22 protein-coding genes and 1 pseudogene are annotated in these 26,170 nt (G+C 65.7%); 16 read left to right on the plus strand and 7 right to left on the minus strand.

Translation table 11 applies throughout. From position 1 onward, the window contains the following. The first annotated feature begins 18 nt into the window (after positions 1-18). From ACZ5BO_RS08330 to ACZ5BO_RS08345, 4 genes are read left to right on the plus strand one after another with little or no spacing between them, the layout of a single operon-like run. Positions 19-768 carry an SDR family NAD(P)-dependent oxidoreductase gene (locus ACZ5BO_RS08330; RefSeq protein ID WP_464699193.1) on the plus strand — a complete coding sequence of 250 codons (750 nt, stop codon included), beginning with the start codon at positions 19-21 and terminating at the stop codon, positions 766-768. Between the two features lie 13 nt (positions 769-781). Then, the gene (locus ACZ5BO_RS08335; protein WP_025127838.1) at positions 782-1,081 is read left to right on the plus strand and encodes a hypothetical protein; all 300 of its coding nucleotides are present in this window, start codon (positions 782-784) and stop codon (positions 1,079-1,081) included. 19 nt (positions 1,082-1,100) lie between these two features. After that, on the plus strand, positions 1,101-2,108 hold the full coding sequence (locus tag ACZ5BO_RS08340; protein WP_464699195.1) for a CobW family GTP-binding protein: 1,008 nt from the start codon (positions 1,101-1,103) through the stop codon (positions 2,106-2,108). Next, entirely contained in the window at positions 2,108-3,316 is a 1,209-nt protein-coding gene (locus ACZ5BO_RS08345) for an ABC transporter substrate-binding protein (RefSeq protein WP_025127840.1), read from the plus strand. The genes ACZ5BO_RS08340 and ACZ5BO_RS08345 overlap by 1 nt, the downstream gene beginning before the upstream one ends. Here the strand turns inward: ACZ5BO_RS08345 and ACZ5BO_RS08350 are convergent. From ACZ5BO_RS08350 to ACZ5BO_RS08380, 7 genes are all read right to left on the minus strand, one after another. Continuing rightward, positions 3,313-3,933 (minus strand): hypothetical protein, encoded by a 621-nt coding sequence (locus ACZ5BO_RS08350; protein WP_464699197.1) that lies wholly within the window; start codon positions 3,931-3,933, stop codon positions 3,313-3,315. The two genes, ACZ5BO_RS08345 and ACZ5BO_RS08350, sit on opposite strands and share 4 nt — an antisense overlap. 9 nt (positions 3,934-3,942) lie before the next feature. Continuing rightward, positions 3,943-4,233, minus strand: a complete 291-nt coding sequence (locus ACZ5BO_RS08355; protein WP_464699199.1) for a hypothetical protein — start codon at positions 4,231-4,233, stop codon at positions 3,943-3,945. Between the two features lie 210 nt (positions 4,234-4,443). Then, entirely contained in the window at positions 4,444-7,008 is a 2,565-nt protein-coding gene (locus tag ACZ5BO_RS08360) for a TonB-dependent receptor (RefSeq protein ID WP_464699201.1), read from the minus strand. A 121-nt stretch (positions 7,009-7,129) separates the two neighbouring features. Then, positions 7,130-8,092 (minus strand): FecR family protein, encoded by a 963-nt coding sequence (locus ACZ5BO_RS08365; protein ID WP_464699203.1) that lies wholly within the window; start codon positions 8,090-8,092, stop codon positions 7,130-7,132. Beyond that, positions 8,089-8,637, minus strand: coding sequence for an RNA polymerase sigma factor (locus tag ACZ5BO_RS08370; RefSeq protein WP_025127844.1), 549 nt, complete (start codon positions 8,635-8,637; stop codon positions 8,089-8,091). The genes ACZ5BO_RS08365 and ACZ5BO_RS08370 overlap by 4 nt, the downstream gene beginning before the upstream one ends. Positions 8,638-8,821: 184 nt before the next feature. Next, positions 8,822-10,405, minus strand: a complete 1,584-nt coding sequence (locus tag ACZ5BO_RS08375; protein WP_025127845.1) for a rhodanese-related sulfurtransferase — start codon at positions 10,403-10,405, stop codon at positions 8,822-8,824. Continuing rightward, complete coding sequence (locus ACZ5BO_RS08380; protein ID WP_464699205.1) at positions 10,402-11,031, minus strand: cysteine dioxygenase family protein; 630 nt, start codon at positions 11,029-11,031, stop codon at positions 10,402-10,404. Before ACZ5BO_RS08380 ends, ACZ5BO_RS08375 begins: the two co-directional genes overlap by 4 nt. 106 nt (positions 11,032-11,137) lie before the next feature. Between ACZ5BO_RS08380 and ACZ5BO_RS08385 the strand changes: the two genes are divergently transcribed. The 12 genes and pseudogenes from ACZ5BO_RS08385 to ACZ5BO_RS08440 all read left to right on the plus strand — a co-directional run bounded on the left by ACZ5BO_RS08385 (position 11,138) and on the right by ACZ5BO_RS08440 (position 25,934). Continuing rightward, positions 11,138-12,037, plus strand: a complete 900-nt coding sequence (locus ACZ5BO_RS08385; protein ID WP_464699207.1) for a LysR family transcriptional regulator — start codon at positions 11,138-11,140, stop codon at positions 12,035-12,037. Between the two features lie 153 nt (positions 12,038-12,190). Beyond that, complete coding sequence (locus ACZ5BO_RS08390; protein WP_025127848.1) at positions 12,191-13,012, plus strand: ABC transporter permease; 822 nt, start codon at positions 12,191-12,193, stop codon at positions 13,010-13,012. Between the two features lie 3 nt (positions 13,013-13,015). Then, on the plus strand, positions 13,016-13,795 hold the full coding sequence (locus ACZ5BO_RS08395; RefSeq protein ID WP_464699209.1) for an ABC transporter ATP-binding protein: 780 nt from the start codon (positions 13,016-13,018) through the stop codon (positions 13,793-13,795). Beyond that, positions 13,792-14,991, plus strand: a complete 1,200-nt coding sequence (locus tag ACZ5BO_RS08400; protein ID WP_464699211.1) for an acyl-CoA dehydrogenase family protein — start codon at positions 13,792-13,794, stop codon at positions 14,989-14,991. The genes ACZ5BO_RS08395 and ACZ5BO_RS08400 overlap by 4 nt, the downstream gene beginning before the upstream one ends. Further along, complete coding sequence (locus ACZ5BO_RS08405; RefSeq protein WP_025127851.1) at positions 14,988-15,926, plus strand: D-isomer specific 2-hydroxyacid dehydrogenase family protein; 939 nt, start codon at positions 14,988-14,990, stop codon at positions 15,924-15,926. Before ACZ5BO_RS08400 ends, ACZ5BO_RS08405 begins: the two co-directional genes overlap by 4 nt. Before the next feature lie 28 nt (positions 15,927-15,954). Then, positions 15,955-16,764 carry a class II aldolase/adducin family protein gene (locus tag ACZ5BO_RS08410; RefSeq protein ID WP_025127852.1) on the plus strand — a complete coding sequence of 270 codons (810 nt, stop codon included), beginning with the start codon at positions 15,955-15,957 and terminating at the stop codon, positions 16,762-16,764. Positions 16,765-16,775: 11 nt separating this feature from the next. Further along, positions 16,776-17,738, plus strand: a complete 963-nt coding sequence (locus tag ACZ5BO_RS08415) for an ABC transporter substrate-binding protein (protein WP_025127853.1) — start codon at positions 16,776-16,778, stop codon at positions 17,736-17,738. 526 nt (positions 17,739-18,264) lie between these two features. Then, positions 18,265-19,476: a dipeptidase gene (locus ACZ5BO_RS08420; RefSeq protein ID WP_464699213.1), complete on the plus strand. Its 1,212-nt coding sequence runs from the start codon at positions 18,265-18,267 to the stop codon at positions 19,474-19,476. A 237-nt stretch (positions 19,477-19,713) separates the two neighbouring features. Next, positions 19,714-21,291 carry a flavin monoamine oxidase family protein gene (locus tag ACZ5BO_RS08425; RefSeq protein WP_464699215.1) on the plus strand — a complete coding sequence of 526 codons (1,578 nt, stop codon included), beginning with the start codon at positions 19,714-19,716 and terminating at the stop codon, positions 21,289-21,291. Positions 21,292-21,418: 127 nt separating this feature from the next. Continuing rightward, positions 21,419-21,916 carry a RidA family protein gene (locus ACZ5BO_RS08430; protein WP_025127856.1) on the plus strand — a complete coding sequence of 166 codons (498 nt, stop codon included), beginning with the start codon at positions 21,419-21,421 and terminating at the stop codon, positions 21,914-21,916. A gap of 25 nt (positions 21,917-21,941) precedes the next feature. Beyond that, the gene (locus tag ACZ5BO_RS08435; RefSeq protein WP_025127857.1) at positions 21,942-24,410 is read left to right on the plus strand and encodes a TonB-dependent receptor plug domain-containing protein; all 2,469 of its coding nucleotides are present in this window, start codon (positions 21,942-21,944) and stop codon (positions 24,408-24,410) included. A gap of 436 nt (positions 24,411-24,846) precedes the next feature. Next, a pseudogene (locus ACZ5BO_RS08440) lies at positions 24,847-25,934 on the plus strand (aliphatic sulfonate ABC transporter substrate-binding protein). The last annotated feature ends 236 nt before the right edge of the window (positions 25,935-26,170 follow it).

The following is a 26,170-nucleotide window of genomic DNA, read 5'->3' on the forward strand; positions in this document are numbered from 1 at the left end:
TTTTCAGGAGAGAGTCCCATGCAACACCTGCACAACCGCCGCGCCGTGATCACCGGCGCTGGCAGCGGCATCGGCGCCGCTATCGCCCGGGCCTACGCTACGGCCGGCGCCCGCCTGCTGCTGGCCGACCGTGACCCGGCGCGCCTGGCCGAAAGTGCCCAAGCCTGCCGCGAACTGGGCGCTGAAGTCTTCGAATGCGTGGCCGATGTCGGCAGCGTCGAAGGCGCCCGGGCCGGGGTCGATGCCTGTGTCGAGCAGTTCGGCGGCATCGATATCCTGGTCAACAACGCCGGCATGCTGACCCAGGCGCGCTGCGTCGACCTTTCCATCGAGATGTGGAACGACATGCTGCGGGTCGACCTCACCAGCGTCTTCGTCGCCAGCCAGCGAGCCTTGCCCCATATGCTGGCGCAGCGCTGGGGGCGGATCATCAACGTCGCCTCGCAACTGGGGATCAAGGGCGGCGCCGAGCTGACTCACTACGCCGCGGCCAAGGCCGGGGTCATTGGCTTCACCAAGTCCCTGGCCCTGGAAGTGGCCAAGGACAATGTGCTGGTCAACGCCATCGCCCCGGGGCCGATCGAGACGCCGCTGGTGTCGGGCATCAGCAGCGTCTGGAAAACCGCCAAGGCCGCCGAGCTGCCCCTGGGCCGTTTCGGCCTGGCGGATGAGGTGGCGCCCAGCGCGGTGCTGCTGGCCAGCGAGCCGGGGGGCAACCTGTTCGTCGGCCAGACCCTGGGGCCGAACTCCGGGGATGTCATGCCATGAAGGAGGGTTGAGCATGTGCGGGTTATGCGGGCTGCTGGGCGAAGACGTGCACTGGAGCGATCCGCTGGGGGACGGGCTGCCCCGGCGCCGCGAGCGCTTGCGCCGGATCGCCGCGATCAACCGGGTACTGGCGCCGTTGCGGCTCAAGGTCGAGGACTTCCAGGGTTCGGCCTATCTGTTGCTGGGAGCCACCGGGCGCCAGGAGCTGGCCAGCGGCCTGGAGCAACTCTGGGCCCTGGCGGAGTCGATGCTCGGGCGCCCGCTGGATCCTCTGGACCCGCTGCTGCTCAACCATCTGGAGCAACAGCCTTGAGCTTGCTGGAGGTGCAACCATGAGCATTGCCCTGAACGTCATCAGCGGATTTCTCGGCAGCGGCAAGACCACCTTGCTCAACCGCCTGCTGCAGGGCGAAAGCCTGGGGGACACGGCGCTGCTGATCAACGAGTTCGGCGACGTCGGCATCGATCACCTGTTGGTGGAAGAAGTGGCACCGGACACCGTGCTGCTGCCCAGCGGCTGCGTCTGCTGCTCGATTCGCGGCGAGCTGAAGGAGGCGCTGTTGGGGCTGCTGGCGCGGCGCGCCCGGGGCGAGATCCCGGCCTTTCGCCGGATCCTGCTGGAGACCACCGGGCTTGCGGACCCGGCACCGATCCTGGCGACCCTGAACAATGATCCGCAGTTGCGCGGGCGGGTGCACATCGGCCTGCTGGTGACTTTGGTGGATGCCTGTCACGCGGCGCTGCAGGAGCGCATCCACCCGGAGTGGCTGGCCCAGGTTGCCGCAGCGGACCGTTTGCTGCTGAGCAAGACCGACTGTGTCGACGAAACCCGCCTGGCCACCTTGCGCGAGCATGTGCAGCGCCTCAACCCGGGAGCGCCGTTGCTGCTCAGCACAGACATCCACAGCGGCGATCAGTTGCTGTTGGGGGAGGGCGTGCGCGGCGCGACGGCGGAGCAGGAAGTGGCGCGCTGGCAGTTGTGGCGCCCGGTAACGGCCGGCGTGGCGCAGCATGGCGCGGCCCAGGTGTGCTGCCTGGAGTTCGAGCGGCCGCTGGACTGGGTGGGGTTCGGGGTCTGGTTGTCGATGCTGCTAAGATGCCACGGCGAACGAATTCTGCGGGTGAAAGGATTGCTCAACGTCGACGCCAGCCAGGCCCCCATCGTCATTCATGGTGTGCAGCATTGCCTGCATGCTCCCGTGCACCTGCCCTGTTGGCCCGGCGAAGATCGGCGCTCGCGGCTGGTGTTTATCCTGCGGGGGCTGGAGCCGGCACTGTTGCAACGCTCGTTCGAGGTGTTCGCCCGCAGCTTCGCCCCGGCTGCCGGGGAGTGTGCCTGATGGCGGCGACGCAACCGGTCACCCTGCGGGTACTGGGCACCTCGGTGACCTTGCTGGAATCCCTGCGGCTGCGTGCGGAACAGGACCTGGGCATTCGCCTGGTCTACCAGGTGCACGATGTGGAGCAGGCCCAGCGCATCGCGGTGATGCGCCCGGACAGCTACGACCTCTATGACCAGTGGTTCCACAACGTCGACTTCGTCTGGCCGGCCCAGGCGATCCAGCCCATCGATACCCGGCGCATTGCCCTGTGGCACGAGATCAACGACCTGCCCAAGCGTGGGCGCCTGTCCCCGGGCGATCGCCTGGGCAGCGGCAGCGTGCCCAGCGAGCGCCTTTATGTGCAGCACGACGGCAGCCTGGGCAGCACCGTCAGCGAACGCATCAGCATGCTGCCGCTGACCCATAACGCCGACAGCTTCGCCTACCGTCCGGAGCGCCTGCCGGCGGGTTTCTCCAGTGCCAACGAAAGCTGGGGCTGGTTGCTGGAGCCGGCCTGGAGCGGGCGCATCGCCTTGCAAAGCGACGCGGCCATCGGCGCCCTGGATGCAGCCTTGGCGATCCAGGGCTGTGGCCTGGCTTCGTTCAACGACATCGGCAACCTGAGCATCGAAGAGATCGACCAGTTGGCCGACATCCTGGTGCGCAAGCAGCGCGAAGGGCATTTCGCGGCCTTCTGGTCGGACGACGAAGAGGCCGCGCAGTTGATGCTCAGCCCGCGCATCGATATCCAGAGTTTGTGGTCGCCGACCCTGATGCGCCTGCATCGGGCCGGGGTCAAATACCGCCTGGCGGTGCCTCGCGAGGGTTATCGCGCCTGGTTCGGCGGCCTGTCGCTGTCACGTCACGCCAAGGGCGCCGTGCTGGATGCGGCCTATGCCTATCTCAACTGGTGGCTGTCGGGCTGGCCCGGTGCGGTGATGGCCCGCCAGGGCTATTACATCGGCAACCCGGCCCGCAGCCGCGATCACCTGAGCAGCGCCGAATGGGATTACTGGTACGCCGGCTTGCCTGCGCGTGAGGAGTTGCCCGGCAGCGATGGCCAGCCGCTGATCGACATCGGCGAAACCCGCGATGGCGGTTCCTACCCGCAACGCATGGGGCATATCGCGGTGTGGAACTCGGTGATGGACGAGCACAACTACCTGGTGCGGCGCTGGGGGGATTTCCTGCGGGCGGGCCGGGTGGCCGGCCGGGGCAAAGGCTAGAGCCCCAGGCGCGCCAGTTGGCGCAGGTCGGCGATCACTGCCGGGTTGCCGCCCTCCAGCACATCCAGGCGAATCTGCGCGATCAGCGATTTCAGCAGTTCGGTCTGGGTCATCCGGGTTGCCTCCAGCAGGCGGGCGAAATCCTCGGCGACATAGTGGTTGACCTTCAGCGACAGGCGTTTCATTGCATACACGGCAGGCAACTGGCGGGCCTCGGCCTGCTCCGCCAGGTACGCGGCAAAGCCGTGGTGCACCCGCTCCAGGCAAGGCCCGGTGGGGGCGCTGAAGTAGTAGCTGAAGAACAGTTTACGCATCTGCACCCCGGCGTCCGCGGCCACCGAGTGCATCGCGGCATCCAGCACGTCGAGGTAGACCGCCGGCAGCCGTGCCTCGATGGAGGTCAGTGATTGCTTGCGGGCTTCCTTGATCGCCGGCGTCGACTGGGGCGGGATGGCCACCACCGTGGCGCAGAGGTCGCAGACCCCCACCAGGATCTCCCGGGCCTGGCCGTTGCCGTCGCTGAAAGGCACGTCGCGGCGGCTGTAGGTGATGCCCACGACCTGTTGGCAATGCTCACAAAGCGCCTTGCCCCGGTCGCCCTGCAGATAGAGTTTCATGGGTTGCCCTCATCGGTGAACGCTGATGAACCACGCATCTGGCTCGATAAAGTAGAACTTGATGTACCAGCCCGCCTTCTTCGGCACATGGACGGCCAGGCCCGGGGCGCTGTGGTGGGCACTGCACTGGTGGTCGGTGCCCTTGCAGGCGCCGATGACCTCGACCAGTTGGCCGGCCGAGACCTCGCCGGTGGCCAGCAGGTTCTTGACCTCGATCGAGCCGCGTGCGGCATGCAGATAGTTGCCGTTCCGTAGTGCATTGATCAGGTCCCGCCTGACCTTCCTGAAGCCTCTGTCCATGATGCCTGCCTGCTTGTACGACAGCTTTCGTACCAAAACAATGGGAAGTCGACTGAAAGCGCCCAAAGGCATTTCAGCGGTTTTCAGGGGGGAGTCGATCTTGGCCCGGCAGGCGCGGGCGGGAGGGCTTGGTTAAAGGCTTGCAATACATCCGTAATGGCCAACGGCTGGCTTGCTGCGGTGCGTCCGATGCACCGCAGCCAGGTGCCGTCAGAAGAAGCGGGTCACGCTGATCTTGGCGTTGCGTCCCAGGCTCGAGGCGTTCTCGCCGCTCAGCGGCGGACGGTAGTCACGGTTGAACATGTTATCCAGGGTGAAGTTGACTTCGGTGCCCTTGAGGTAGGCCTGCTGGGGTTTCCAGTTGGCGAACAGGCCGTGCACGTTGTAGCGATCGTTCTCGTACTGGTCCCAGTAGGAGTCGCCCAGGGCACTGGCCGGGCCTCCCGCGTAGATATCGCTGGGCACCCGGTCGGTCTGGCGGACCCACTGACCCTGCCAGCCCACTTGCGCGTCCCACTGTGGAATCTTCACCCCCAGGGTGGCGACCCACTTGCGTGGCGGGATGTCCCGGGCCCAGACGTTCGGCCCCCATGGGTTGGTGTAGGCACCCTCATGCTTGCCGGTGATCCAGGAGTAGGACAGCGAGCCGAACAGGTAGGTCGAGTCGTAGAAACTCTCGACTTCGAAGCCCTTGATGGTCAGGTCGCCGATGTTGCGATAGACCCCGATGGTCGGCTGGTTGCACACCTGGCCGATGCTCTTGCCGCTGGTGAGTTGCTCGGGGCAGCCGATCCCCAGGTTCTTCATGATTTCGTCCTTGATCTGGTTGCGGAACACCGTGGTGCGGATCTGCACGCTGTCGGACCGGGTCAGGACGTCGGAGAAGCTGGTGATGTTACCGGCCCGCAGTGCGGTGATGCGCTCGGGGTCCAGGTCGCGGCTGGTAGCGGAGCGGGTGGTGCCCGCCGACTGGACTTCGTATTGCTCGTCGATCACCGGTGCGCGCCAGGTCTTGCTGTAGTCGGCGAACAGGGCGAACTGCGGGGTCACTGTCCAGAAGGCCGACAGCCGTGGCGACCAGCCGGTGTAGGTCTTGTCGCCATAGTCATGACCGACCACCGGGTTTGGGCTGTTGTAGATCGGCGCGTCGTTTTTCTCGCCACGGTTGCGCACATGGTCATAGCGCAGGGACGGGGTCAGGGTGAAGTTGCCCAGGGTGATGGCGTCCTGGATGTAGAAGGCATTGTTATCGACCTTGCCATGGGGCATGAAACCCGGCTGGTAGTAACCGTAGTTGTACTTGGCCGTGCCGTAGGTCTTGCCCGGCATCCACATGTCCACTTCACGAGTGTGCTTGCGGATCTGGATGCCATTGGTCAGGGCGTGTTCCAGCGGGCCGGTGGTGAAGCGGCTGGTGTTCTTCAGGGCGAGGATCCGGTCCTCGTAGCCCACGGTGATCTTGCGTCCACCGGAGGCCGGCTGGATGAAGGAGTTCTCGCCGCGTTCGTCGGTCTGGTCGGTGACGGAGTCGGAGTACTGGACCTCGAAGTCGATCCACGGATTGTCCACCGGGGTGTACTGGTACTTGGTCAGCCAAGTGGTATCGATGGTGTTGCGCTGGGCCAGGAAGCGCTGGGTGGCGCCTTCATAACCGTACTTGTTGATGTCGCTCTGTTTCGGTGGTGTCGGGTAGCTCTTGGCCGAGAAGGGCGCCCAGATATTGCTGTTGGAGCGCATGTAGCTGAAGCCCAGGCGATGCTCGTCGGTCAGTTGCATGTTCAGTTTGAACAGCTCGCCTTCCAGGTCCTGGGCGGTGTTGGGCAGGCGCTTGGGGTTGATCGGGTAGTCGTTCTTTGGGTCGGGTTGGGCGCTGGCCAGCTTCATGTCGTCGCCGTCGCGCTTGGTCCAGTAGGCCAGGGCGTCGAAGCGATGGTCGTCGGTGCGCCCGTACACCGCGCCGGTGTAGGCCTGTTCATGGCTGTTGCTGCTGTAGCCGTACTTGAGCATGGCACCGGTGTTGCGGCCGTCCTGCAACAGGTCCGGGGCATCCTTGGTCTCCATGTGCACGGTGCCGCCAAAGCCGCCATTGCCGGTCTCGGGGGAGTGCGGGCCCTTTTCCACTTCGATGCGCCGGATCATTTCCGGCTCGATGAAGATCGAACCCTGCTGGTAGCGTTCGAAGCCGCTCTTGGTGGCGCCATCCACGCTCAGTGGCACGTCTTCGGCATCCCCCAGGCCCCAGATGTTGATGGTCTGGCCGCCGGGTTTGAGCGAGCCTCCCAGGCTTACGCCGGGCAGGGTGTCGATCAGGCTGGCAACGTTGGTGGCCTGGTGGCGGTCGATCTGCTCCTGGTTCAGGGTCGAGCGGCCAACGCTGGCGGAGTCCACCTCGGTGCCGTTGCCGATCACGCTCATGGCTCCCAGTTGCAGGGCCGAGCCGCTGCTGAGGTTGGTTTCAGCGGGCCGTACGATGTAGGTGTTGTCGACCTTGACCAGGTTGAACAGGCCGCCCTGCAGCAGTACACGAATCGCCTCTTCCGGGCTGTAGTCGCCTTGCAGGGCCGGGGCCTTGGCGTTGCGCAGCAACTGTTCGTCGAACAGCAACTGGATCTTCGCCTGCTGGGCGATCTGGCTCAGCGAGGCCGCCAGCGGTTGTGCCGGCAACTGGAAATGAATGGAACCGGCAGCGTGGGCCTGCAGGCTGAACGCCAGGCAAGCGGCGAGCAGGGTCGGGCGGGTACGGACAAACTGAACATGCAAGGACGCGCGAAACATGACTTCCCCCAGAGCGGCTTAAAGGCCAGAAATGCGCTGCGGACATAACGCAGACAGGAGGAAGACGCGGCAGTAGAAAAAAACCTCATATGCGAATGAAAAATATTCGCATATGAGTTGTTCAGCGGGCCTCAATCTTGATCTGCCCGTTGGCCAACGCCAGGGTCTTCACCGGGATCAGGGCGGGCAGGGCCTTGATCAGGGCATCCGGATCGTTGACGTCGAGGTTGCCCGAGACCTTGTAGGCGCCCAGGGGCCCCTCGGCCAGTTGCACCGGCTGGCGACGGTAGAGGTTCAACTCGTCCACCAGGCTGGCCAGGTCGCGGTTGCGAAAGGCCAGGTGGCCGCTGCGCCAGTCGGCGACCTGGTCGCTGTCCAGGGGCTGCTGGCGCAGGGTGCCTTTTTCCAGGTCATAGGTGGCCCGTTGCCGAGCACCCAGCAGGGTCAGTGCCCCCGGTTGCCCGTCCGGGCTGAAGGCCACCTGGCCGTGGGCGACGCTGACCACCAGCTGGCGCTGGCCACGGCGCACGTCGAAGGCCGTGCCCACCACCCGCACCTTGGCCGCGCCGCTGTGGACCCACAGCGGGCGCTCCTTGTCGGCGGCCACTTCCAGGTACAGCTGGCCCTGGAGCAGGTAGATATCGCGCTGCTGTGCGCTGAAGTCGACGTTCACCTGGGTATTGGCGTTCACGTACAAGGTGCTGCCGTCGGGCAATTTGAAAGCCCTTGCCCCTTGTTCCTGGGCCGCGACTTGTTGGACGTAAGGGCCCTGGGGCGTCCCCAGGTTGAAAGCCAGCACTGCACACAAGACCGCGGCGGCGGTCGCCAGGGCCGGGCGCCAGGGCGCAGGTTTGCGCCGGGCCAGCGGCACCGGGCGGCTGAGTTGCTGCAACTGCGCCAGGTCGACCCACAATTGCTCGAACTCGGCATAGGCCCGGGCATGGGCCGGTTCGCTCACCCAGGTGTCGAAGGCCTTGCGAGCGGCGCGGTCCGGATCATTGCGGTTACGGGCGAACCAACTGGCGGCCTGGGCATCGATCTGCTCGCTGTCGAGGTCGTCGTGGGTGCCGGTAAAGCGGGTCATTCAGGCTGCTCCTTGCCGTTTTCTCGTTGTAGGTGCTGCTTGCAGTGCAACAGGGCAAAGGCGATGTGTTTTTCCACCATGCTCACGGAGATGCCCATGCGCTCGGCGATCTGCACCTGACTCAGCCCTTCGAAGCGGTGCAGCATAAGGGCTTCGCGGCGGCGCGGCGAGAGTTGTGCGAGCACTTCTTTCAATTGCTCCAGGCGTTGCAGGCGCTGGGCGGCGGGGAGTGGTTCGTGCTGTTCGTCGGCCAGGGGCTCGCTGTCGAAGGTTTCCTCGGGGGGCGCTTCGTGATGAACCCGGGAGCGCACTTGCTGGCGTCGCCAATGGTCACGCAGCAGGTTGCGGGCCATCTGGAACAGGAAGGCACGGGGTTGTTCGACCTGGGCCCGGTCACGGTAATCGAGCCATTGGGTGAACACGTCCTGGGTCATGTCCGCCGCGTCGCTGGCGTTGTCCGTGCGTTTACGCAGGAAATGCAGGATGTCCGCATAGAACCCGCGAACTGAGTCCGCCGACGGGGAGTCGGGCTTGGAGCGAGACATGGATATCCTTCTTGACGACGCGGTGAGCACAAGGGTCGCGAATGATATCGAGAATTATTGCTATTTGTCACTTGAGGCGATTAGTGGCCATTTAATGGCGATCGCACCGGCAGGTTGCCTGCCGGCACGGGCTGGTCCAGGGGCGCTGGCCGGTCTGTGCCAGCGCCCGTGTGGCCGTGGGACTTCAGATCACGAAGAAGCCGTGGCTGGCGTCGCGGCCCAGTTGTTCCACCAGGCCGAACTCCCAGTCCAGGTAGCCTTGCATGGCCTCTTTCGGGTTGTCGGTGCCCTCATAGGGCCGCCGGTAGCGGTCGATCCGCGGCGAGGCCAGTTGCTGCCGGCTTTCCTCCACGGGCAGGCCGGCGTCGATCCAGGCCGCGGTGCCTCCGCTGAGGAGGAACACCGGGCGCTGAGTCAGGGCTTGCAGCTGCGGCACCACGAAGCGCGCCAGCAGGCTGCTGCCGCAGGTCAGGACATAGCGCTCCGGCTGTGGCAACTGGGCCAGGGATTCCTGCAACTGGCTGGGCAATACCCACCAGGCCCCGGGGATGTGGCGTTGCACGTAGTTGGCGCTGGCGGTGAAGTCCAGCACCAGGGTGCCGGGTTCCTGCAACCAGGCGGCCAGGGTCCGCGAGCTGATCTCTTCGACCGCTGCACTGTCCGGCAAGGGGGCCTGCCACGGGCCGCGCACGCTGAAGTCGCTGTCGCGCAGGCCATCGAGCACCGCCACCTGCCAGCCCATCTGCGCCAGCCAGGACGCGCTCATGTTGGCCCGCACGCCATCATCGTCCACCAGCACCAGGCGCGCCCCGCGCACGCTGGCGAAGTGGTCGGTTTCCTGCACCAGTTGGCCGCCGGGGGTGGAGCGGGCGCCAGGCAGGTGGCCGGCGGCGAATTCCTCCGGGGTGCGCACGTCGAACAGGTAGCTGGTGCGGGAGGCATCGGCCTGCCAGCGGCGCCATTGGGCCAGGTCGATATGGGCCACGTCGGCACGGTCGGCCACGGCCCGGGCCGCGGCCTGGGCTTCTGCTCGCCGGCTTCCTTGCACCGCCTGGAAGCGCCGGCTCTGGCCGTGCTCCAGCTTCTGCCCGGCCAGGGTCCAGCCAATGGTGCCGTTGCGCAGGGCCGCCACCGGGTTGGGGATGCCGGCGTTCACCAGGGACTGGGTGCCGATGATGCTGCGGGTGCGCCCGGCACAGTTGACCACCACCCGGGTCTGCGGGTTGGGCGCCAGTTCGCGCACCCGCAGCACCAGTTCGGCGCCGGGCACGCTGGTGCTGCCGGGGATGCTCATGGTCTGGTATTCGTCGAAGCGCCGGGCATCGAGCACCACCAGGTCCGCCTGTTGATCGAGCAGGGCCTGCAGCTCCTCGGCGGCCAGGGAGGGCGTGTGGCGCTCAGACTCCACCAGTTCGCCGAAGGCCTTGCTGGGCACGTTGACGTCCTTGAACAGTTCGCCGCCGGCGGCGCGCCAGCCGTCCAGGCCCCCCAGGAGCAGGGCGACATCGCTGTAGCCCAGTTGCACCAGGCGTCTTGCGGCGCGCAAGGCCAGCCCTTCGCCCTGGTCATAGAGGGTGATCGGGGTGTCGCGCCGGGGGATGCGTGCGTACACCTCCAGTTCCAGTTTCGACAGCGGGATATTCACCGCGAACAGTGGATGGGCCTCGGCGAAGGGGGCCTCTTCGCGCACGTCGAGCAGTGCCAGCTCCTGTCGGGCCAGCAGGGCCTGGCGAATCTGCGCCGGGCTGCGGGTAGGGAAATCGGTCATTGCAGGGGCTCCTTCGACAAGTCCCAGAGGTTTGGCAGCAGGCGGTTGGAGTAACCGGAGACAAAGGCTTTTTCATGGCCTTGCGGGTCGTACACGGCGCGGCGCACCGCGCCGATGTTGGCGCCGTAGACATGGATGCTGATGGACACCCGGTCGGCATGGACGTTGCTGACCTGATGGATGTCGCCCAGGCGCGGCGACACCGCTTCCACCTGCCCGGGGATCAGGCGCACCGGGGCGCCGGCAGGTTGCAGGCGACCATCGGCCAGGCGCTCGAAGCCCTGGGAATCCTCGGCGCCGCGCAGCATGCCGATCAGTCCCCAGACCCGATGGTCGTGGATCGGCGTGCGCTGCCCGGGGCCCCAGACAAAACTGACGATGGAGAAGCGCTGGCGCGAATCGGCGTGCAGCAGAAACTGCTGGTAATGCTGCGGGTCCGGCTGGGCGAAAGCGTCGGGCAGCCAATCGTCCTGGCCCACCAGCCCCTTCAGCAGCGAGGCGCCTTGTTCCAGTACATGGTGTTCATCGGGATCGCTGTCGAGCAATTCGGCCAGGGCTGCGATGAAGTCCCGCAAGCGAGCGAAGTTGGGGGACTCGATGGAAACGATTGAGGCGTTGTGGGGCATGGGCTCCCTCCGTGGACACAGGACAACTGACGTGAACTACACCGGCGAGCTAAAAGGTATTATTCTTCTCGGACATTTTTCCAGTCATTTATTATGCGAAAAAAGAATGAAGATAGATGATCTGAACGCATTCGTGGCGGTGATCCGCTGCCAGACCATCAGCCAGGCGGCCGATGCCCTGCAACTGACCCAGCCGGCGATTACTCGCCGGGTGCAGAATTTCGAGGAAGCCCTGGGGGTCGAGTTGCTCGACCGCAACACCAAGCCCCTCAAGCCCACCAGCATGGGCTTGCGGGTCTATGGCCAGTGCCTGGAAGTGCTGCGCAGCATCGATGCCCTGAATGAACTGGTGGCCAATGACGGCGCCCCCAGTGGCGCCTTGCGCATTGGCGTGCCCCAGACCATCGGCGACGTGGTGCTGCTGGATGCCCTGAGCCAGCTCAAGGCGCTGTATCCGCAGTTGCAGACCTCGGTCGCCACCGGCTGGGGCAGCCACTTGCTGAGCAAGGTCGAGAACGGCGAGCTGGATGTGGTGGCCGCGCTGTTTCCTGCCGGCAAGGTGTTCCCCGAAGGCGTGGTGGGGCATTCCCTGGGCAGCATGCAGCTGGTGGTGGTCGCCGCCAGGGGCGAGGTGCGCAAGCGCAGTTGCAAGCTGGCCGACTGTTACCAGCGCGGCTGGGTGCTCAATCCCGACGGTTGCGGTTTCCGCGCCGGCCTGCAACGGGCCTTGAGTGCCCAGGGCCTGTCGTTGCAGATCAACCTGGAAACCTTCGGCACCGAGCTGCAATTGGGGCTGATCGCCAATGGCCTGGGCTACGGCCTGGTGCCGTTGCCGCTGCTGGAAAACAGCAGCCATCGGGACAAGCTGGAGATCGTACCGGTCAGCGACTTCAAGCCGGTGATCGACCTGTGGCTGATTCACCCGCGCTTTCTGGGCAACCTGCAAGAACCGGTGGGCATGTTCGGCGAGATGGTCGCTGCCCGGGTCGGCAAGGCCGTTCCGTAGGCCCCAGGTCAGTAGCTATGCATTATTGATTTGCATGTCTTTGTGGTTGTTGAATGCATTTTTTGTATATTAAGTTAGAACCAAAACGAATTTCACGGACGTTTTTTATGTAGTTAGCATGGGGCTCGAACGCGCTGAAATAGGGATGTTGAAATGCCTGCGCAAGCCCCGATCACCTTGCCTGCGCGCTGGACCCAGCGCCCTGGCGCCAAGCTCCTCGGCAACCTGTTGCTGCGCCTGCTCAGTCCGTTGCTGCTCCTGCTGCTGTGGGAGCTGGCGTCGCGCAGCGGGCTGCTGCCGGCCCGGATCATCGCTGCCCCCAGCACCATCGGCGGCACCCTGTGGCAGATGCTCGGCAGCGGTGAACTGGGCGGGCATCTGTGGGTGTCCCTCAAGCGTGCCCTCAGTGGCCTGGCCATCGGTGTTGGCGTCGGCACGCTCCTGGCCCTGGTGGCAGGCCTGTCGCGACGGGGCGAGCTGGCCATCGACTCGCCCATGCAGATGCTGCGCACCCTGCCGTTCCTGGCCATCGTGCCGTTGTTCATCCTGTGGTTCGGTGTCGGTGAGACGCCGAAGATCGCCCTGATTGCCCTGGGCACCACGTTCCCGATCTACCTGACCCTGTTTGCGGCGATCCGCAGCATCGATCCCAAGTTGCTGGAGGCCGCGACCCTGCTGGGGCTAAGGCGCTGGGAACTGATCGTCCATGTGGTCCTGCCCGGAGCGATGCCGGGATTCTTCGTCGGCCTGCGCTACGCCTTCGGCATCAGTTGGCTGGGGCTGGTGGTGGTCGAGCAGATCAACGCCAGCGCCGGCATCGGCTACCTGGTCAACGATGCCCGGGATTTCATGCGCACCGACGTGATCGTCATCTGCCTGCTGGTCTACAGCGTGCTCGGCCTGGGCATCGACGCCCTGGTACGGGGCCTTGAACGTTTCGCCCTGGCCTGGCGGCCGACCTTTATCAGGAGCTGAACCATGACCCTGTCATTGCCCGTGTCAGGCCGCTTGCGCGCTGCCGTGGAAGCCCGCCGGATCACCCGGCGCTTTGCCGGCCAGGCGGTGCTCGATGGCCTGGACCTGGAGATCGCCCCGGGGGAATTCGTTGCCTTGCTGGGCAGCAGCGGCTCGGGCAAGACCACCTTGCTCCGGGCTCTGGCCGGGCTCGAACCGGTGGACGAAGGGCAGTTGCAGGTGCCCCGCGCCTTGGCGGCCGTGTTCCAGGAGCCGCGGCTGATGCCCTGGAAGCGCGTATGGCGCAACGTCGCCCTCGGCGTGCGCGGGGAGGGGGTGCGCGAGCGGTCCCTGGCGGCGCTGGAAGAAGTGGGGCTTGGCCATCGATTGGCGGCCTGGCCCGGCACCTTGTCCGGTGGCGAGGCCCAGCGCGTGGCCCTGGCCCGGGCCCTGGTGCGCGAACCGCAACTGTTGCTGCTGGATGAACCCTTCGCCGCCCTCGATGCCCTGACGCGGATCCGCATGCACCAGTTGATCATCCGCCTGTGGCAGCGGCACACCCCGGCGGTGCTGCTGGTGACCCACGATGTCGACGAGGCGCTGCTGCTGGCCGACCGGGTGCTGGTGCTGGCCAACGGGCGAATCGCCGAACAACTGCCGATCCGCCTGCCGCGTGCGCGCCAGGTGACGACCCCGGGGTTCCAGCCACTGCGAGCGCGGTTGCTGCACCTGCTGGGGGTCGAAACCGAGGCCGAACCGGCCGCCAGTGTCTCCCATCCCTTGAGCAGGACTGCCAGCCGATGAGCCTCTCCACCGTGCCTCCTTCTGTATCCCGTCCCGGCCTTGACCTGGACTCCTCGGACTTTGCCGATCTGTTGCAGCAACTGAGCGAAGAGTTCGCCGCCACTGCGGCCCACTACGACCGCCACAGCGAGTTTCCCCAAGCCAACCTGCAGCGCCTGCACCAGCATGGCCTGTTGGCCCTGACCGTCCCCCGGGCCCTGGGTGGCAGCGAGGCGACCCTGGCCCAGGCGCGCCGGGTGGTAGGCGCGGTGGCTCGGGGCGAACCCTCTACCGCCTTGGTGCTGGTGATGCAGTACCTGCAGCACACGCGGCTGCAACAGAACACCGCCTGGCCGCTGCACCTGCGCCAGCGAGTGGCCCGGGAGGCCGTGGAAGAGGGCGCCTTGATCAATGCCCTGCGGGTCGAGCCGGACCTCGGCACCCCGGCCCGGGGCGGCTTGCCGGCGACTGTTGCGCGGCGGGTCGAGGGCGGCTGGCTGCTCAGTGGGCGCAAGATCTACTCCACCGGGATTCCCGGGCTGACCTGGCTCTCGGTCTGGGCCCGCAGTGATGAGCCGCAGCCGCAGGTCGGCACCTGGCTGGTCCACCGCGACAGCCCGGGCATCGTCGTCGAGGAAACCTGGGACCACCTGGGCATGCGCGCCACCGGCAGCCATGACGTGGTCTTCGACGAGGTGTTCGTGCCCCTGGAGCAGGCGGTGGACATCCAGCCGGCCAATGTGCCCCGGCCTTCCGAGCTGGACAGCAAGGGCGTGCTCTGGCTGGCGGTGCTGCTCTCGGCGATCTACGACGGCGTGGCCCGCGCGGCCCGCGACTGGCTGCTGGGCTGGCTGGCCCAGCGCACCCCGGCCAACCTCGGCGCGCCGCTGTCGAGCCTGCCGCGCTTTCAGGAATTGCTCGGGCGCATCGACGCCTTGCTGCTGAACAATCGACTGTTGCTGGATGCCGCCGCCGAAGGGCGGATCGCCCCCGGCGAGGCTACCCAGATCAAGTTCCTGGTGACCAGCCATGCCATCAGCGCGGTGGAGCTGGGCATCGAGGCCATCGGCAATCCCGGGCTGGCCCGGGGCAACCCCATCGAACGGCATTACCGCGATGTGCTGTGCAGCCGCATTCACACGCCGCAGAACGATGCGATCCTCGGCGCTGTCGGCCGAGCCGCCTTTGCCTTGCCCAGCCGCGGAGCCCAGGCATGACCCGGATCGCCAGCCAGCTCGACGAAGGGTTCAACCGGCAGTTGCGCGAGTGGCTGCCCGGGGTCGAAGTGCTGAGCCTGCCCCGGGGCTTGCCTCGGGACCTGCCGCGGGACATCCAGGTCCTGCTGGCTGCGCCCCACGCCGAGTTTCGCGATGCCTCCCAAGCGCCAGCGGGCTGGCCCTTCGGCCTGGGCTTCGTGCAACTGGCGACCTCGGGCCTGGACTACTTTCCTTCCTGGCTGTGGCACGCAATGCCGGTGGCCAGCGCCCGCGGCAGCACCGCCGAGAGCATTGCCGAATTCGCCCTGGCGGCGATTTTCGCCGCTGCCAAGGCGTTGCCCCAGGTCTGGATCGATACCCCTGAACACTGGCGCCAGCGACCGCTGGCGGCGGTGGCCGGCAGCACCCTGGGTCTGTTCGGCTTTGGCAGCATCGCCCGGGAACTGGCGCCCAAGGCCCAGGCCCTGGGCATGCAGGTGCTGGCCCTGCGGCGCTCGGCGCAGCCGTTGGCGGTGCCTGGAGTGGAGCCGGTCGCCGACCTGCATGAACTGTTTGCCCGGGCCGATCACCTGCTGCTGGCGGTGCCGTTGACCGAGCAGACCCGCCAGGTCATCGATGCCCAGGTACTGGCTGCGGCCAAGCCGGGGCTGCACCTGATCAATATCGCCCGCGGTGCGCTGATCGATCAGCCCGCGTTGTTGCAGGCCCTGGACAGCGGGCGCATTGGCCTGGCCAGCCTGGATGTGGCCGACCCCGAGCCGCTGCCCGAGGGCCATCCTTTCTACCGCCACCCGCGCATTCGCCTGTCGCCCCACACCTCGGCCAACTCACCCGGGGTCTACCTGAACCTCGCCCGCTTGCTGGGACGCAATATCCAGCGTTGGCGCGACGGCCTGCCCCTGGAAAACCCGGTGCAGGTCGAGCGTGGTTATTAGCCCCTCAACAACCTGAAGGAGAGCCGCCATGACGGCACATTTTCGCCCAGCGGTGTATGACCTGCGCCGCGATGGCCACACGGTTCACCGCTGGGAGCATCCGCCCCGGCAAGCCACGGTCGAGCTGGAGCGCCTTGAGCGCAAACGAAGCCTGGCCGCGGCCTTCCGGGTGTTCGCCCGGCTGGGTTTCGACATGGGCGGGGCGGGGCATATCACCGTGCGCGACCCAGGGCGCGCGGATCACTTCTGGGTCAATCCGGTGGGGGTGTATTTTGGCCATGTGCGGGTTAGCGACCTGCTGCTGGTGGACCCCGAAGGCGCCATTGTCGAAGGCGAGGGCGCCTTGAACCTGGCGGCCTTCGCCATTCACGCGGCACTTCATGAAGCCCATCCACAGGTGGTGGCTGCGGCCCATGCCCATTCGCTGTACGGCAAGGCGTGGTCGAGCCTGGGCCGGCTGCTGGACCCGCTGACCCAGGACGCCTGCGCCTTCTATGAGCGCCATGGGCTGTTCGACAACTTCTCCGGGGTGGTGCTGGAGGCCAGCGAAGGCGCGCGGATCGCCGCAGCGCTCCAGGGCCACAAGGCCCTGATCCTGCAGAACCATGGCCTGCTCACCGTGGGGGAAACCGTCGAGGCCGCGGCCTGGCGCTTTATCGCCATGGACAACGCCGCCCAGGCCCAACTGCTGGCGGAAGCTGCCGGCACCCCGCGCCCGATTCCCCACGAAGTGGCGCGCCATACCGCCCGCCAGGTGGGGACCGAGTTCGGTGGCTGGTTCAGTTTCCAGCCCTACCGCGAACGGATCGTGCGCGAAGAAGCGGATTTTCTCGACTAAGGACAGCCCTCATGCAACGTCGTCGCTTTCTGCAACTTTCGGCCCTGGCCGGTCTCGCCGGCGCCTTGCCGCGCCTGGGCCTGGGGGCCGCCTCGGAGCTGGCCGGGGTGACCCTGAATGTCGCCACCTACAAGGGCGCGGCGCCGAGCTTCTTTGCCGAGGCCGGCATCGAGGCGCCCCCCTACAAGGTCAAGTACGCCGAGTTCACCGGTGGCAACCTGAGCTTCGAAGCCCTGGTCAGCGGCACCCTGGATATTTCACCGATGAGCGAGATCCCGCCGATCTTCGGGATCAAGAACCACGCCCCGGTGAAGCTGATCGCGGTGCTCACCGGCGACGTCAACAACCAGGCCTTCATCGTGCCCAAGGGCTCCACGGTGCAATCGGTGGCCGAGCTCAAGGGCAAGCGCATCGGCTATATCCGCTCCACCAGTTCCCATTACTTTTTGCTCAAGGCCTTGAAGGAGCAGGGGCTGGGCTTCGATGACATCCTGCCCATGGCACTGACTCCCCAGGACGGGTTCGCGGCCTTCCAGAATGGTGCCCTGGATGCCTGGGTCAGCTTCGGCTACTTCATCCAGCTGGCCGAGCTGCGGGCCGGCGCCCGGGTACTGAAGACCGGCCAGGGCTACCTCTCCGGCAACTATGTGATCGCCGCCAACCAGCAGAGCATTGCCGACCCCTTCAAGCATGCGGCGATCACCGACTACATCCTGCGCGAGTACCGCTCTTGGCAATGGATTGCCAGCCACCCCGAGGAGTGGGCGACCAAGAGCGCGCAGATCCTCGGCATGCCCCGGGAAGTATTCCTGGCCCAGTACCGGGCCCAGAGCGGCCCGCGCCTGTTGCAACCGGTGGACGACGCAGCGGTGAAATCCCAGCAGGACGTGGCCGACCTGTTCTTCGAGGCAGGCGTGCTGCCCCAGCAACTGGACGTATCCGGCCTGTGGGACCGCAGCTTCCACTGGACCTGACTGTGTAGGAGCCGGCTTGCCGGCGAATAGGCCCTCAAGCCATGCACTGCCCCGGAGAACGCCTTCGCTGGCAAGCCAGCTCCTACAGAACACCGACACCCATGTATGAGCCGGCTTGCCGGCGAAGAGGCCCCCAAGCCATGCACTGCCCCAGAGGACGCCTTCGCTGGCAAGCCAGCTCCTACAGAACACCCGACACCCATGTAGGAGCCGGCTTGCCGGCGAAGAGGCCCTCAAGCCATGCACTGCCCCGGAGAACGCCTTCGCTGGCAAGCCAGCTCCTACGGAACACCCGACACCCATGTAGGAGCCGGCTTGCCGGCGAAGAGGCCCCCAAGCCTTGCACTGCCCCAGAGGACGCCTTCGCTGGCAAGCCAGCTCCTACAGAACACCCGACACCTCATGTAGGAGCCGGCTTGCCGGCGAATAGGCCCTCAAGCCATGCACAGCCCCGAAGAACACCTTCGCTGGCAAGCCAGCTCCTACCCTCCGGAGGGGAGGTTTCTTTCATTGGCCAGGAGGCCCCATGTTTACCCGAACCTTGCTGTGCCTGGCGCTGGCCAGCCCCTGGGCCTTGGCCGACAGCCCCGCCCAAGCCCTGCACCAGCGCCTTACGGTGCTCGACAGCCACCTCGATACCCCCATGCAACTGGCCCGCCCCGGTTGGGACATCACCCAGCGCCATCGCTACCAGGACGACCTGTCCCAGGTTGATCTGCCACGGATGAAAGAGGGCGGCCTGGATGGCGGTTTCTGGGCCATTTTCACCCCCCAGGGGCCGCTCACCGCCGAAGGCCGGACCCTGGCCAGCGAACATGGGCTGGCGGTGCTGGCGCGGATCCACGACCTGATCGCCGCCCACCCCGATGACTTCGCCCTGGCCCTGACGGCCGGCGATGTACCGGCCATCGTCGGCCGTGGCCAGCGGGTGGTGTTCATCAGCATGGAGAATGCCCAGCCCCTGGCCGCTGACCCCGGGCGCTTGCACACCTACTATCGCCAGGGGCTGCGCATGCTCGGCCTGGTGCACTCGGCCAACAACGACTTCGCCGACTCGGCCAGCGCTCTGCCGCAATGGCGGGGGCTGAGCCCGGCGGGGCGGGAGCTGGTGGCCGAGGCCAACCGCCTGGGCATCCTGCTGGATGTGTCCCACGCCTCGGACCCGGTGTTCGACCAGGTACTGGCCCTGTCCAGGGCGCCGATCATTGCCTCCCATTCCAGCAGCCGGGCTATCACCGCCCACCCGCGCAACCTGGATGACCGGCGCCTGCGGCAACTGGCGGCCAGGGGCGGGGTGGTGCAGGTCAACAGCTTTCCCAGCGACCTGATCAACCTTGTGCCCAACCCCGAGCGGGACAAGGCCTTGGGCCCGCTGTACCGCGAGTTTCGCCTGGCCGCCAGCCTGAGCCCGGCACAGGTGGCAGACCTGGCCGAGCGCATTCGGCAGGTCGAGGCCCGCTACCCGCAGCCCCGCGCCAACCTGGACGACTACATGCGCCACCTGCTGCACATCCTCGACGTGGTCGGCCCCGAGCATGTGGGCATCGGTGCCGATTGGGACGGCGGCGGTGGCGTGCAGGGGCTGGAGGACGTGACGCAATTGCCGCGGATCACCGAACGACTGCTGGCGGCGGGCTATAGCGAAGCGGACCTGGAGAAGATCTGGGGCGGCAATCTGTTGCGGGTTCTCGATGCCGCCCAGGCCGTAGGCGCCGGTGTGCCTGCGAAGGCGCCCTGAGCTGCGCGCGGTGCTGGGGAGCCGGCTTCCCCGGGGCAGTAGGGAGGGAAGCAGGCTATGCGTGGAGCGCAGAATCTTTTGGCTTGAATATGAAACAAAGTAATATTTGCATATGCTTAAAATGTATTTCTCTTATTAAATAAGCGCCCCTAGGATGGCTTCCATAGACCCAAGTGACTGCATAAGTCGACGGGCTATAACCGAACGCACTATCCATCCGTCGCAGGGAGCGCTTGCATGCCACTGACCAGAAGACAATTGATCGCCCGTATTGCTGCGGTCGGCGGCGTCCAGGCGGCGAGTGCGGTCATGGGGCTGTTCGGTGCTGCGCCTACGGCTGAAGCCTTCGAGGAAAACTATGCCGCGCTGCCCACTGCGGCAGTGGGCAAGGGCGCCCATGTGGTGGTGATCGGTGCCGGGATCGGTGGCCTGGTGAGCGCCTACGAGCTGCACAAGGCCGGGTTCAAGGTCACCCTGCTGGAAGCCCGGGACCGGGTGGGCGGGCGCAACTGGACGCTGCGCCGCGGTGACCGGGTGGAGTACAGCGACGGCAGTGCGCAGGTCGTCGAGTTCGACCAGGGGTTCTACCTCAACGCCGGGGCTGGCCGCCTGCCCAGCCACCATCAGTTGATGCTCGGCTACTGCCGCGAGTTGGGGGTGGAGCTGGAGGTGCTGGTCAACACCAGTCGCAATGCCCTGGTGCGCCCGGACCTGAACCAGCCGGCGCTGCAGATTCGCCAGGCGGTCAACGACAGCCGCGGACATTTTTCCGAGCTGCTGGCCAAGGCGGTCAATCGTCATGCCCTGGACCAGGAGCTGACCCCAGCCGATCGCAGCAACCTGTTGAGTTTCCTGAAAACCTGGGGCGATCTCTCGGACAAGCTGGAGTACCTGGGCTCGGCCCGTTCCGGCTACAAGGTCTGGCCCGGGGCCGGTGACCAACTGGCGCAGAAGAACGAGCCGCTGCCGTTGCAGACCCTGCTCAACCCGGCGCTGACCACGGCGCTGATGATCGACGAATACCCGGAGTTCTCACCCACCATGTTCCAGCCGGTGGGCGGCATGGACCGCATCCCCCAGGCTTTTGCCCGGCGTCTGCAAGGGCAGTTGCGGCTGCACAGCGAAGTGCGTTCGATCAACAATCATGCCGAGCATGCCGAGGTGGTGTACCTGGACCGGCGCAGCGGCCGCACCCAGCGGCTGAAGGCCGACTATGTGATCAGCAGCCTGCCTCTGCCGCTGCTGGCCAGGGTCGACAACAATTTCAGCGCCCCGGTGCGCCAGGCCATCGGCGCGGTGCAGTTCGGCTATGCCAACAAGGTGGCCTGGCAGTCCCGGCGCTTCTGGGAGAGCCAGTACCAGATCTATGGCGGGCTGTCCTTCATCAACCAGGAGGCTTCCGGGTTGTGGTACCCCAGCGGGGGCTTCAACCAGGCCGAAGGGGTGTTGGTGGCGGCTTACAACAACGGTGAAACCGCGCGTCGGTTCGCTGAGAAGAGCCTGGCCCAGCAGATCGAGATTTCCCGTCAGGCGGTGGAGCTGCTGCACCCTGGCCACAGCCATGAACTGCGCAAGCCGTTGGTGATTGCCTGGAGCCGGATCCCTTACAACTTCGGTCCCTGGATCAGCCACGCAGTGGCCGAGCCGGACTACAGCCTGCTCAACCAGCCCCAGGGCCGGGTCTACCTGACCAGCGACGGCCTGGCCCACAGTGGCGTGGGCATCTGGCAGGAAGCCGCGGCCGGCGCGGCGCGGCGCGTGGTGCGGCAGCTTTTCCAACGGGCGCAAGGCTCGTCGTTGCAGCAAACGGCCTGAGAACGCCGAGCCTGTTTCTGCGCAGCGTCGCAGCGGGGGCCAAGCGCGAAGCGTCTACTACAGAACAATCACCCTGCCGGGTAGCGGACCTCCGAGGCTGGCATTCATCACCTTGGAGCGTCTTTGCATGTCGATAAAACACACCGCCGTGGGGCTGGGGCTGCTGATGGCCGCCAGCAGCAGCTGGGCCGCAGGAATCCAGCGCGTGCCGTCCAGCTATCCCAATTCACCGATCCTGCAATCGGTGACCCTGCCCGCCAACAGCGAGGTGACTTACCTCTCCGGCTTGCTGCCGGACCCGCAGGACCCCAAGGCGCCCAAGGAGCAGATCCACGCCGTGGGCAACACCGAGGCGCAGGCCCGGGTGGTGTTGCGCAAGATCGAGACGATTCTCGCCAGCCAGGGCCTGGGGCTGGGGGATGTGGTGCAACTGCGGATCTACCTGGTGGGGGACCCGGCCCTGGGCGGCAAGCTGGATTTCGACGGCCTGCAGGTGGCTTTCCGCGAGTTCTTCGGCACCCAGCAACAGCCGCTGAAGCCGGCCCGAACCACGGTGCAGGTGGCGGGGCTGGTACTGCCCGGCGCCCTGATCGAAGTTGAAACCGTTGCTGCCCGAGCGCGCTGAGCCCCCTTCAAAAGGATCTGAAGTCATGAGTATTTCCTTGCGTAATATCGTCCTCAGCGCCGCCCCCGTGAGCCTTGGCCTGCTGGGCCTGGCGGCGCCTGTGGAGCTGCTGGCCGCCGACGAGACCCTGGGCACCGTGGTGGTCACTGGCGTGCGCGGCAGCCAGCAACGCACCGTCACCGACAGCCCGGCGCCGATCGATGTGATCGACAGCGAACAGCTGCGCAGCATCGGCCAGAATGGCCTGAAAGAAATGCTCGGCCGGCTGCTGCCGTCGTTCAACGTGCCCACCATCAACGGTGGCGGCACCGCGTTTCTGGTGCGCGGGGTGAGCATGCGCGGCCTGGGTGGCGACCAGGTGCTGGTGCTGATCAATGGCAAGCGCCGGCACAACTCGGCGCTGATCAACAATGGCGCGCGGGTCGGCAACGCCTCGGTGCCGGTGGACCTGGACCTGATTCCCACGGCGGCCATCGAGCGCATCGAAGTGCTGCGCGATGGCGCGGCGGCGCAGTACGGCTCGGATGCCATCGCCGGGGTGATCAACATCATCCTCAAGCGCAACGCCGAAGGCCTGACCTCCGACACCACCCTGGGCCAGTACTACGACGGCGACGGCACCACCGGCCACGAAGCCTTCAACTGGGGCAACAAGCTGGGAGAGAACGGCGGCTTCATCAACCTGTCCTGGGACGCCAAGCTGCAGGAACCCTACGAGCGCTCCAGTGCCGCCAGTGGCCAGCTGTACTTCAAGCAGGCCGACGGCTCGCCGGACCCCCGGGAAAGCAATCGCCAGGGCTGGGGCACCGAGTACGGCCTGGGCCGCGACCGCACCACCAGCCTGGCCTACAACGCCGAGCTGCCCCTGGACGACGACCTCAAGCTGTATTCGTTTTCGACCTTGAGCTACCGCAACAGCAACAAGGACCTGGGGCACCGCAAGCCCACCGACATCACCAGCCTGGCGGGGGTGCCCAATGCGCCGTACCCCAACGGTGGCCAGGCGCGGCGGGAAATCCGCGAGACCGACTTCCAGGTTGCCGGCGGCGCCAAGGGCCTGCTCGGTGGCTGGGACTGGGACCTGTCGAGCACCTACGGCAAGGATCGCGGTGTGCTCGATACGGCCAACAACCTGAACATTTCCAACGGCCCCTACAGCCAGCACGACTTCCACCTGGGCAACCTGGTGTTCGACCAGTGGACCAACAACCTGGATTTTTCCCGGGCCCTGGACATCGGCTGGAGCAGCCCGCTGGAAACCTCCTTCGGCGTGGAATATCGCTGGGAGAAATACGCCCTGGAAGAGGGCGAAGCCAACTCCTACGGCCAGGGCAGCTATGTCCCGGCCACCGGGCCGTTCGCCGGAGTGGTGCCGGACCCGGGGCTGTTCTCGGTCAACGGCACCACCCCGGAAGATGCCTACAGCCTCAAGCGCCACAGCGAGGCGGCCTATATCGACCTGGGCCTGAACATCACCCCCAACTGGTACGTCGGCGCGGCGGCACGCTACGAGAAGTACAACCTCGGGGTGGGCGACACCACCAGCGGCAAGCTCACCACCCGTTACGAGTTCCTCCCCGGGTACGCGGTGCGGGCGGCGGTGAGCAACGGCTTCCGTGCACCGTCCCTGGCCCAGAGCGTGTTTTCCACCACCAGCACTGTCACCGAATTCGGCGCCGGTGGCACCACCAGCTCGGTGCGCACCAAGCAGATGCGCCCCAACTCGCCGGAAGCGGTGGCCCTGGGCGCCAAGGACCTGGAGCCGGAAACCTCGCGCAACTACAGCCTGGGCTTCACCGCCGAGCCCACCGAGCGGCTGCGCCTGACCGCCGACTTCTACCTGATCGACATCGACAAGCGCATTCTCCAGACCGGCATCCTCAAGGGCCCGGCGGTGTCGCAGATCCTGGTGGAGAACGGCCTGTCGCCCAACCTTGCCGGGCAGTACTACACCAACGCCGCGGACACCCGGACCAAGGGCGTGGACCTGGTGGCGGACTACCGCCAGTCGTTCGGCGAGTACGGCACGGCGAAATGGAGTGTCGCCTACAACCACAACAAGACCACCATCCGCGACCTGGCGGACACCCCGGCGGCCCTGTCGCGCCTGGGGGCGGGTTATGTGCTGTTCGACCGCCAGCAGCAGATCGACCTGACCCGATCCACGCCCAAGGACAAGTGGATCCTCTCCAGCAACTACAAGGTCGGCGACTGGACCACCAACCTGCAACTGACCCGCTTTGGCGAGTACACCGAAGGCTCGAACATCCCGGCCAACGACCGCACCTACAGCGCCAAGTGGATCACCGACCTGGACGTGGCCTACGACGTGACCCAGAACCTCACCGTCGCGGTGGGCGCCAACAACCTGTTCGACGTGTACCCGGACAAGATCGGCCTCAAGGCCTGGGCGGGTACTTACGAGTACGGCATGTTCTCGCCCTACGGATTGGGCGGTGGTTATTACTACAGCCGCGTCAGCCTGGCGTTCTAGGCATGACCGATATCTATCTCGTAGGAGCTGGCTTGCCAGCGAAGGCGGCCGCATGAGTGGTGCAGGGTTCCAGGACCATTCGCCAGCAAGCTGGCTCCTACAGTCGCTGTGTCAGCCTGGCGTTCTAGGCATGGTCAGCATCCATCTCGTAGGAGCTGGCTTGCCAGCGAAGGCGGCCGCATGACTAGTGCAGGGTTCCAGGGCCATTCGCCAGCAAGCTGGCTCCTACAGTTGCTGTGTCAGCCTGGCGTTCTAGGCATGACCGGTATCGATCTCGTAGGAGCTGGCTTGCCAGCGAAGGCGGCCGCATGACTGGTGCAGGGTTTCAGGGCCATTCGCCAGCAAGCTGGCTCCTACAGCTGCTGTTTCAGCCTGGCGTTCTAGGCATGGTCAGCATCTATCTCGTAGGAGCTGGCTTGCCAGCGAAGGCGGCCGCATGACTGGTGCAGGGTTCCAGGGCCATTCGCCGGCAAGCCGGCTCCTACAGTCGCTGTATCAACCTGGCGTTCTAGGCATGACCGATATCCATCTCGTAGGAGCTGGCTTGCCAGCGAAGGCGGCCGCATGACCAGTACAGGATTCAGGGACCATTCGCCGGCAAGCCGGCTCCTACAGGGAGTGGTGTTGTGTTTGTGGCTGGGCAGTGCGCTGGCGCAGCCGGCGTTGCGAGTGTCCAGCCAGAAGCAGTCGCTGAAGATTCTGCTGCAGGCGGCGGGGGAGCTGGAGCAGGTGCCGTACCCCATCGAGTTCGCTTCCTTCGCTGCCGCAGCGCCCACCGCCGAGGCCCTGGCCGCCGGGGCGGTGGACATCGGCAGCCTGGGGGATGCGCCCTTTGTGTTCGCCGCCGCGGCCGGGGCGCCGCTCAAGACCGTGGGGGTGATCAAGCTCAAGGTCACGCCGACCGCAGTGGCGATCCTGGTCAAGGAGGATTCGCCGCTGGAGCAGGCCGCCGACCTCAAGGGCCGGCGCATCACTACCACCCGCGGTTCCATCGGCCATTTCCTGGCCCTGGCCGCCCTGCGTTCGGTGGGCCTGCACGGCAGCGACGCGCAGTTCATCTTTCTCCAGCCGGCGGAGTCCCGCAGCCTGTTGAGCAACGGCCAGGCCGACGCCTGGTCGACCTGGGATCCCTACACCAGCATGGTGCAGATGGAGGGCGGCAGCCGGGTGCTGGTCAGTGGCGAAGGTCTGTTCGCCGGGCACATGCTGCTGGTGGCCAACGACCAGGCGATCCGCGACAAGCCGCAGCAGATCGCCGACTTCCTGCGGCGCCTGGATCGTGCCTATGCCTGGGCCAACCAGCACCAGAGCGAGTTTTCACAGATCCAGGCCGGCTACAGCGGCCTGCCGGTGGAGGTACATGAGCGTTCCAATCGCTACTCGCTGCCCCGGCGCATCGCCGTGGGCCCGACCGTGGTGGAAGACGTGCAGCACACCGCCGATCTCTATCGCGAGGAGGGCATCATCCAGACGTCTTTCGATGCGGCGGCTTATATGGATGGTCAATTCAATGAAGTTGAATGACTGCGTGGCAGTTTTATTAATTAACCTCGGGAGTAGTTAAATAAAAAACAGCAAAGATGTTCATCGCTTAAGTTAACTATCAGCAAATTTCATAATCTTTCAGCAGTCTCTTTAAAGTGCCTGTGAAGGCGGCTATTTGCCTGATTTTCGATACATTTTTAAGTTTGGATATTAGAGATAAAGGGTATTTCACAAGGCCTTCGCAACTGCCTAAGGTGGCCCTGAAACAAATTATT

This window comes from Pseudomonas sp. FFPRI_1 (assembly GCF_055384485.1).

What these genes read in the sequence shown, in the direction of transcription:
- ACZ5BO_RS08365 (WP_464699203.1), bottom strand. Translation starts at nt 8,092, where the DNA reads ATGACCCGCTTTACCGGCACCCACGACGACCTCGACAGCGAGCAGATC.
- ACZ5BO_RS08395 (WP_464699209.1), top strand. Translation starts at nt 13,016, where the DNA reads ATGACCCTGTCATTGCCCGTGTCAGGCCGCTTGCGCGCTGCCGTGGAA.
- ACZ5BO_RS08350 (WP_464699197.1), bottom strand. Translation starts at nt 3,933, where the DNA reads ATGAAACTCTATCTGCAGGGCGACCGGGGCAAGGCGCTTTGTGAGCAT.
- ACZ5BO_RS08390 (WP_025127848.1), top strand. Translation starts at nt 12,191, where the DNA reads ATGCCTGCGCAAGCCCCGATCACCTTGCCTGCGCGCTGGACCCAGCGC.
- ACZ5BO_RS08430 (WP_025127856.1), top strand. Translation starts at nt 21,419, where the DNA reads ATGTCGATAAAACACACCGCCGTGGGGCTGGGGCTGCTGATGGCCGCC.
- ACZ5BO_RS08405 (WP_025127851.1), top strand. Translation starts at nt 14,988, where the DNA reads ATGACCCGGATCGCCAGCCAGCTCGACGAAGGGTTCAACCGGCAGTTG.
- ACZ5BO_RS08420 (WP_464699213.1), top strand. Translation starts at nt 18,265, where the DNA reads ATGTTTACCCGAACCTTGCTGTGCCTGGCGCTGGCCAGCCCCTGGGCC.
- ACZ5BO_RS08340 (WP_464699195.1), top strand. Translation starts at nt 1,101, where the DNA reads ATGAGCATTGCCCTGAACGTCATCAGCGGATTTCTCGGCAGCGGCAAG.
- ACZ5BO_RS08375 (WP_025127845.1), bottom strand. Translation starts at nt 10,405, where the DNA reads ATGACCGATTTCCCTACCCGCAGCCCGGCGCAGATTCGCCAGGCCCTG.
- ACZ5BO_RS08380 (WP_464699205.1), bottom strand. Translation starts at nt 11,031, where the DNA reads ATGCCCCACAACGCCTCAATCGTTTCCATCGAGTCCCCCAACTTCGCT.
- ACZ5BO_RS08345 (WP_025127840.1), top strand. Translation starts at nt 2,108, where the DNA reads ATGGCGGCGACGCAACCGGTCACCCTGCGGGTACTGGGCACCTCGGTG.
- ACZ5BO_RS08425 (WP_464699215.1), top strand. Translation starts at nt 19,714, where the DNA reads ATGCCACTGACCAGAAGACAATTGATCGCCCGTATTGCTGCGGTCGGC.
- ACZ5BO_RS08355 (WP_464699199.1), bottom strand. Translation starts at nt 4,233, where the DNA reads ATGGACAGAGGCTTCAGGAAGGTCAGGCGGGACCTGATCAATGCACTA.
- ACZ5BO_RS08330 (WP_464699193.1), top strand. Translation starts at nt 19, where the DNA reads ATGCAACACCTGCACAACCGCCGCGCCGTGATCACCGGCGCTGGCAGC.
- ACZ5BO_RS08335 (WP_025127838.1), top strand. Translation starts at nt 782, where the DNA reads ATGTGCGGGTTATGCGGGCTGCTGGGCGAAGACGTGCACTGGAGCGAT.
- ACZ5BO_RS08435 (WP_025127857.1), top strand. Translation starts at nt 21,942, where the DNA reads ATGAGTATTTCCTTGCGTAATATCGTCCTCAGCGCCGCCCCCGTGAGC.
- ACZ5BO_RS08400 (WP_464699211.1), top strand. Translation starts at nt 13,792, where the DNA reads ATGAGCCTCTCCACCGTGCCTCCTTCTGTATCCCGTCCCGGCCTTGAC.
- ACZ5BO_RS08360 (WP_464699201.1), bottom strand. Translation starts at nt 7,008, where the DNA reads ATGTTTCGCGCGTCCTTGCATGTTCAGTTTGTCCGTACCCGCCCGACC.
- ACZ5BO_RS08370 (WP_025127844.1), bottom strand. Translation starts at nt 8,637, where the DNA reads ATGTCTCGCTCCAAGCCCGACTCCCCGTCGGCGGACTCAGTTCGCGGG.
- ACZ5BO_RS08385 (WP_464699207.1), top strand. Translation starts at nt 11,138, where the DNA reads ATGAAGATAGATGATCTGAACGCATTCGTGGCGGTGATCCGCTGCCAG.
- ACZ5BO_RS08415 (WP_025127853.1), top strand. Translation starts at nt 16,776, where the DNA reads ATGCAACGTCGTCGCTTTCTGCAACTTTCGGCCCTGGCCGGTCTCGCC.
- ACZ5BO_RS08410 (WP_025127852.1), top strand. Translation starts at nt 15,955, where the DNA reads ATGACGGCACATTTTCGCCCAGCGGTGTATGACCTGCGCCGCGATGGC.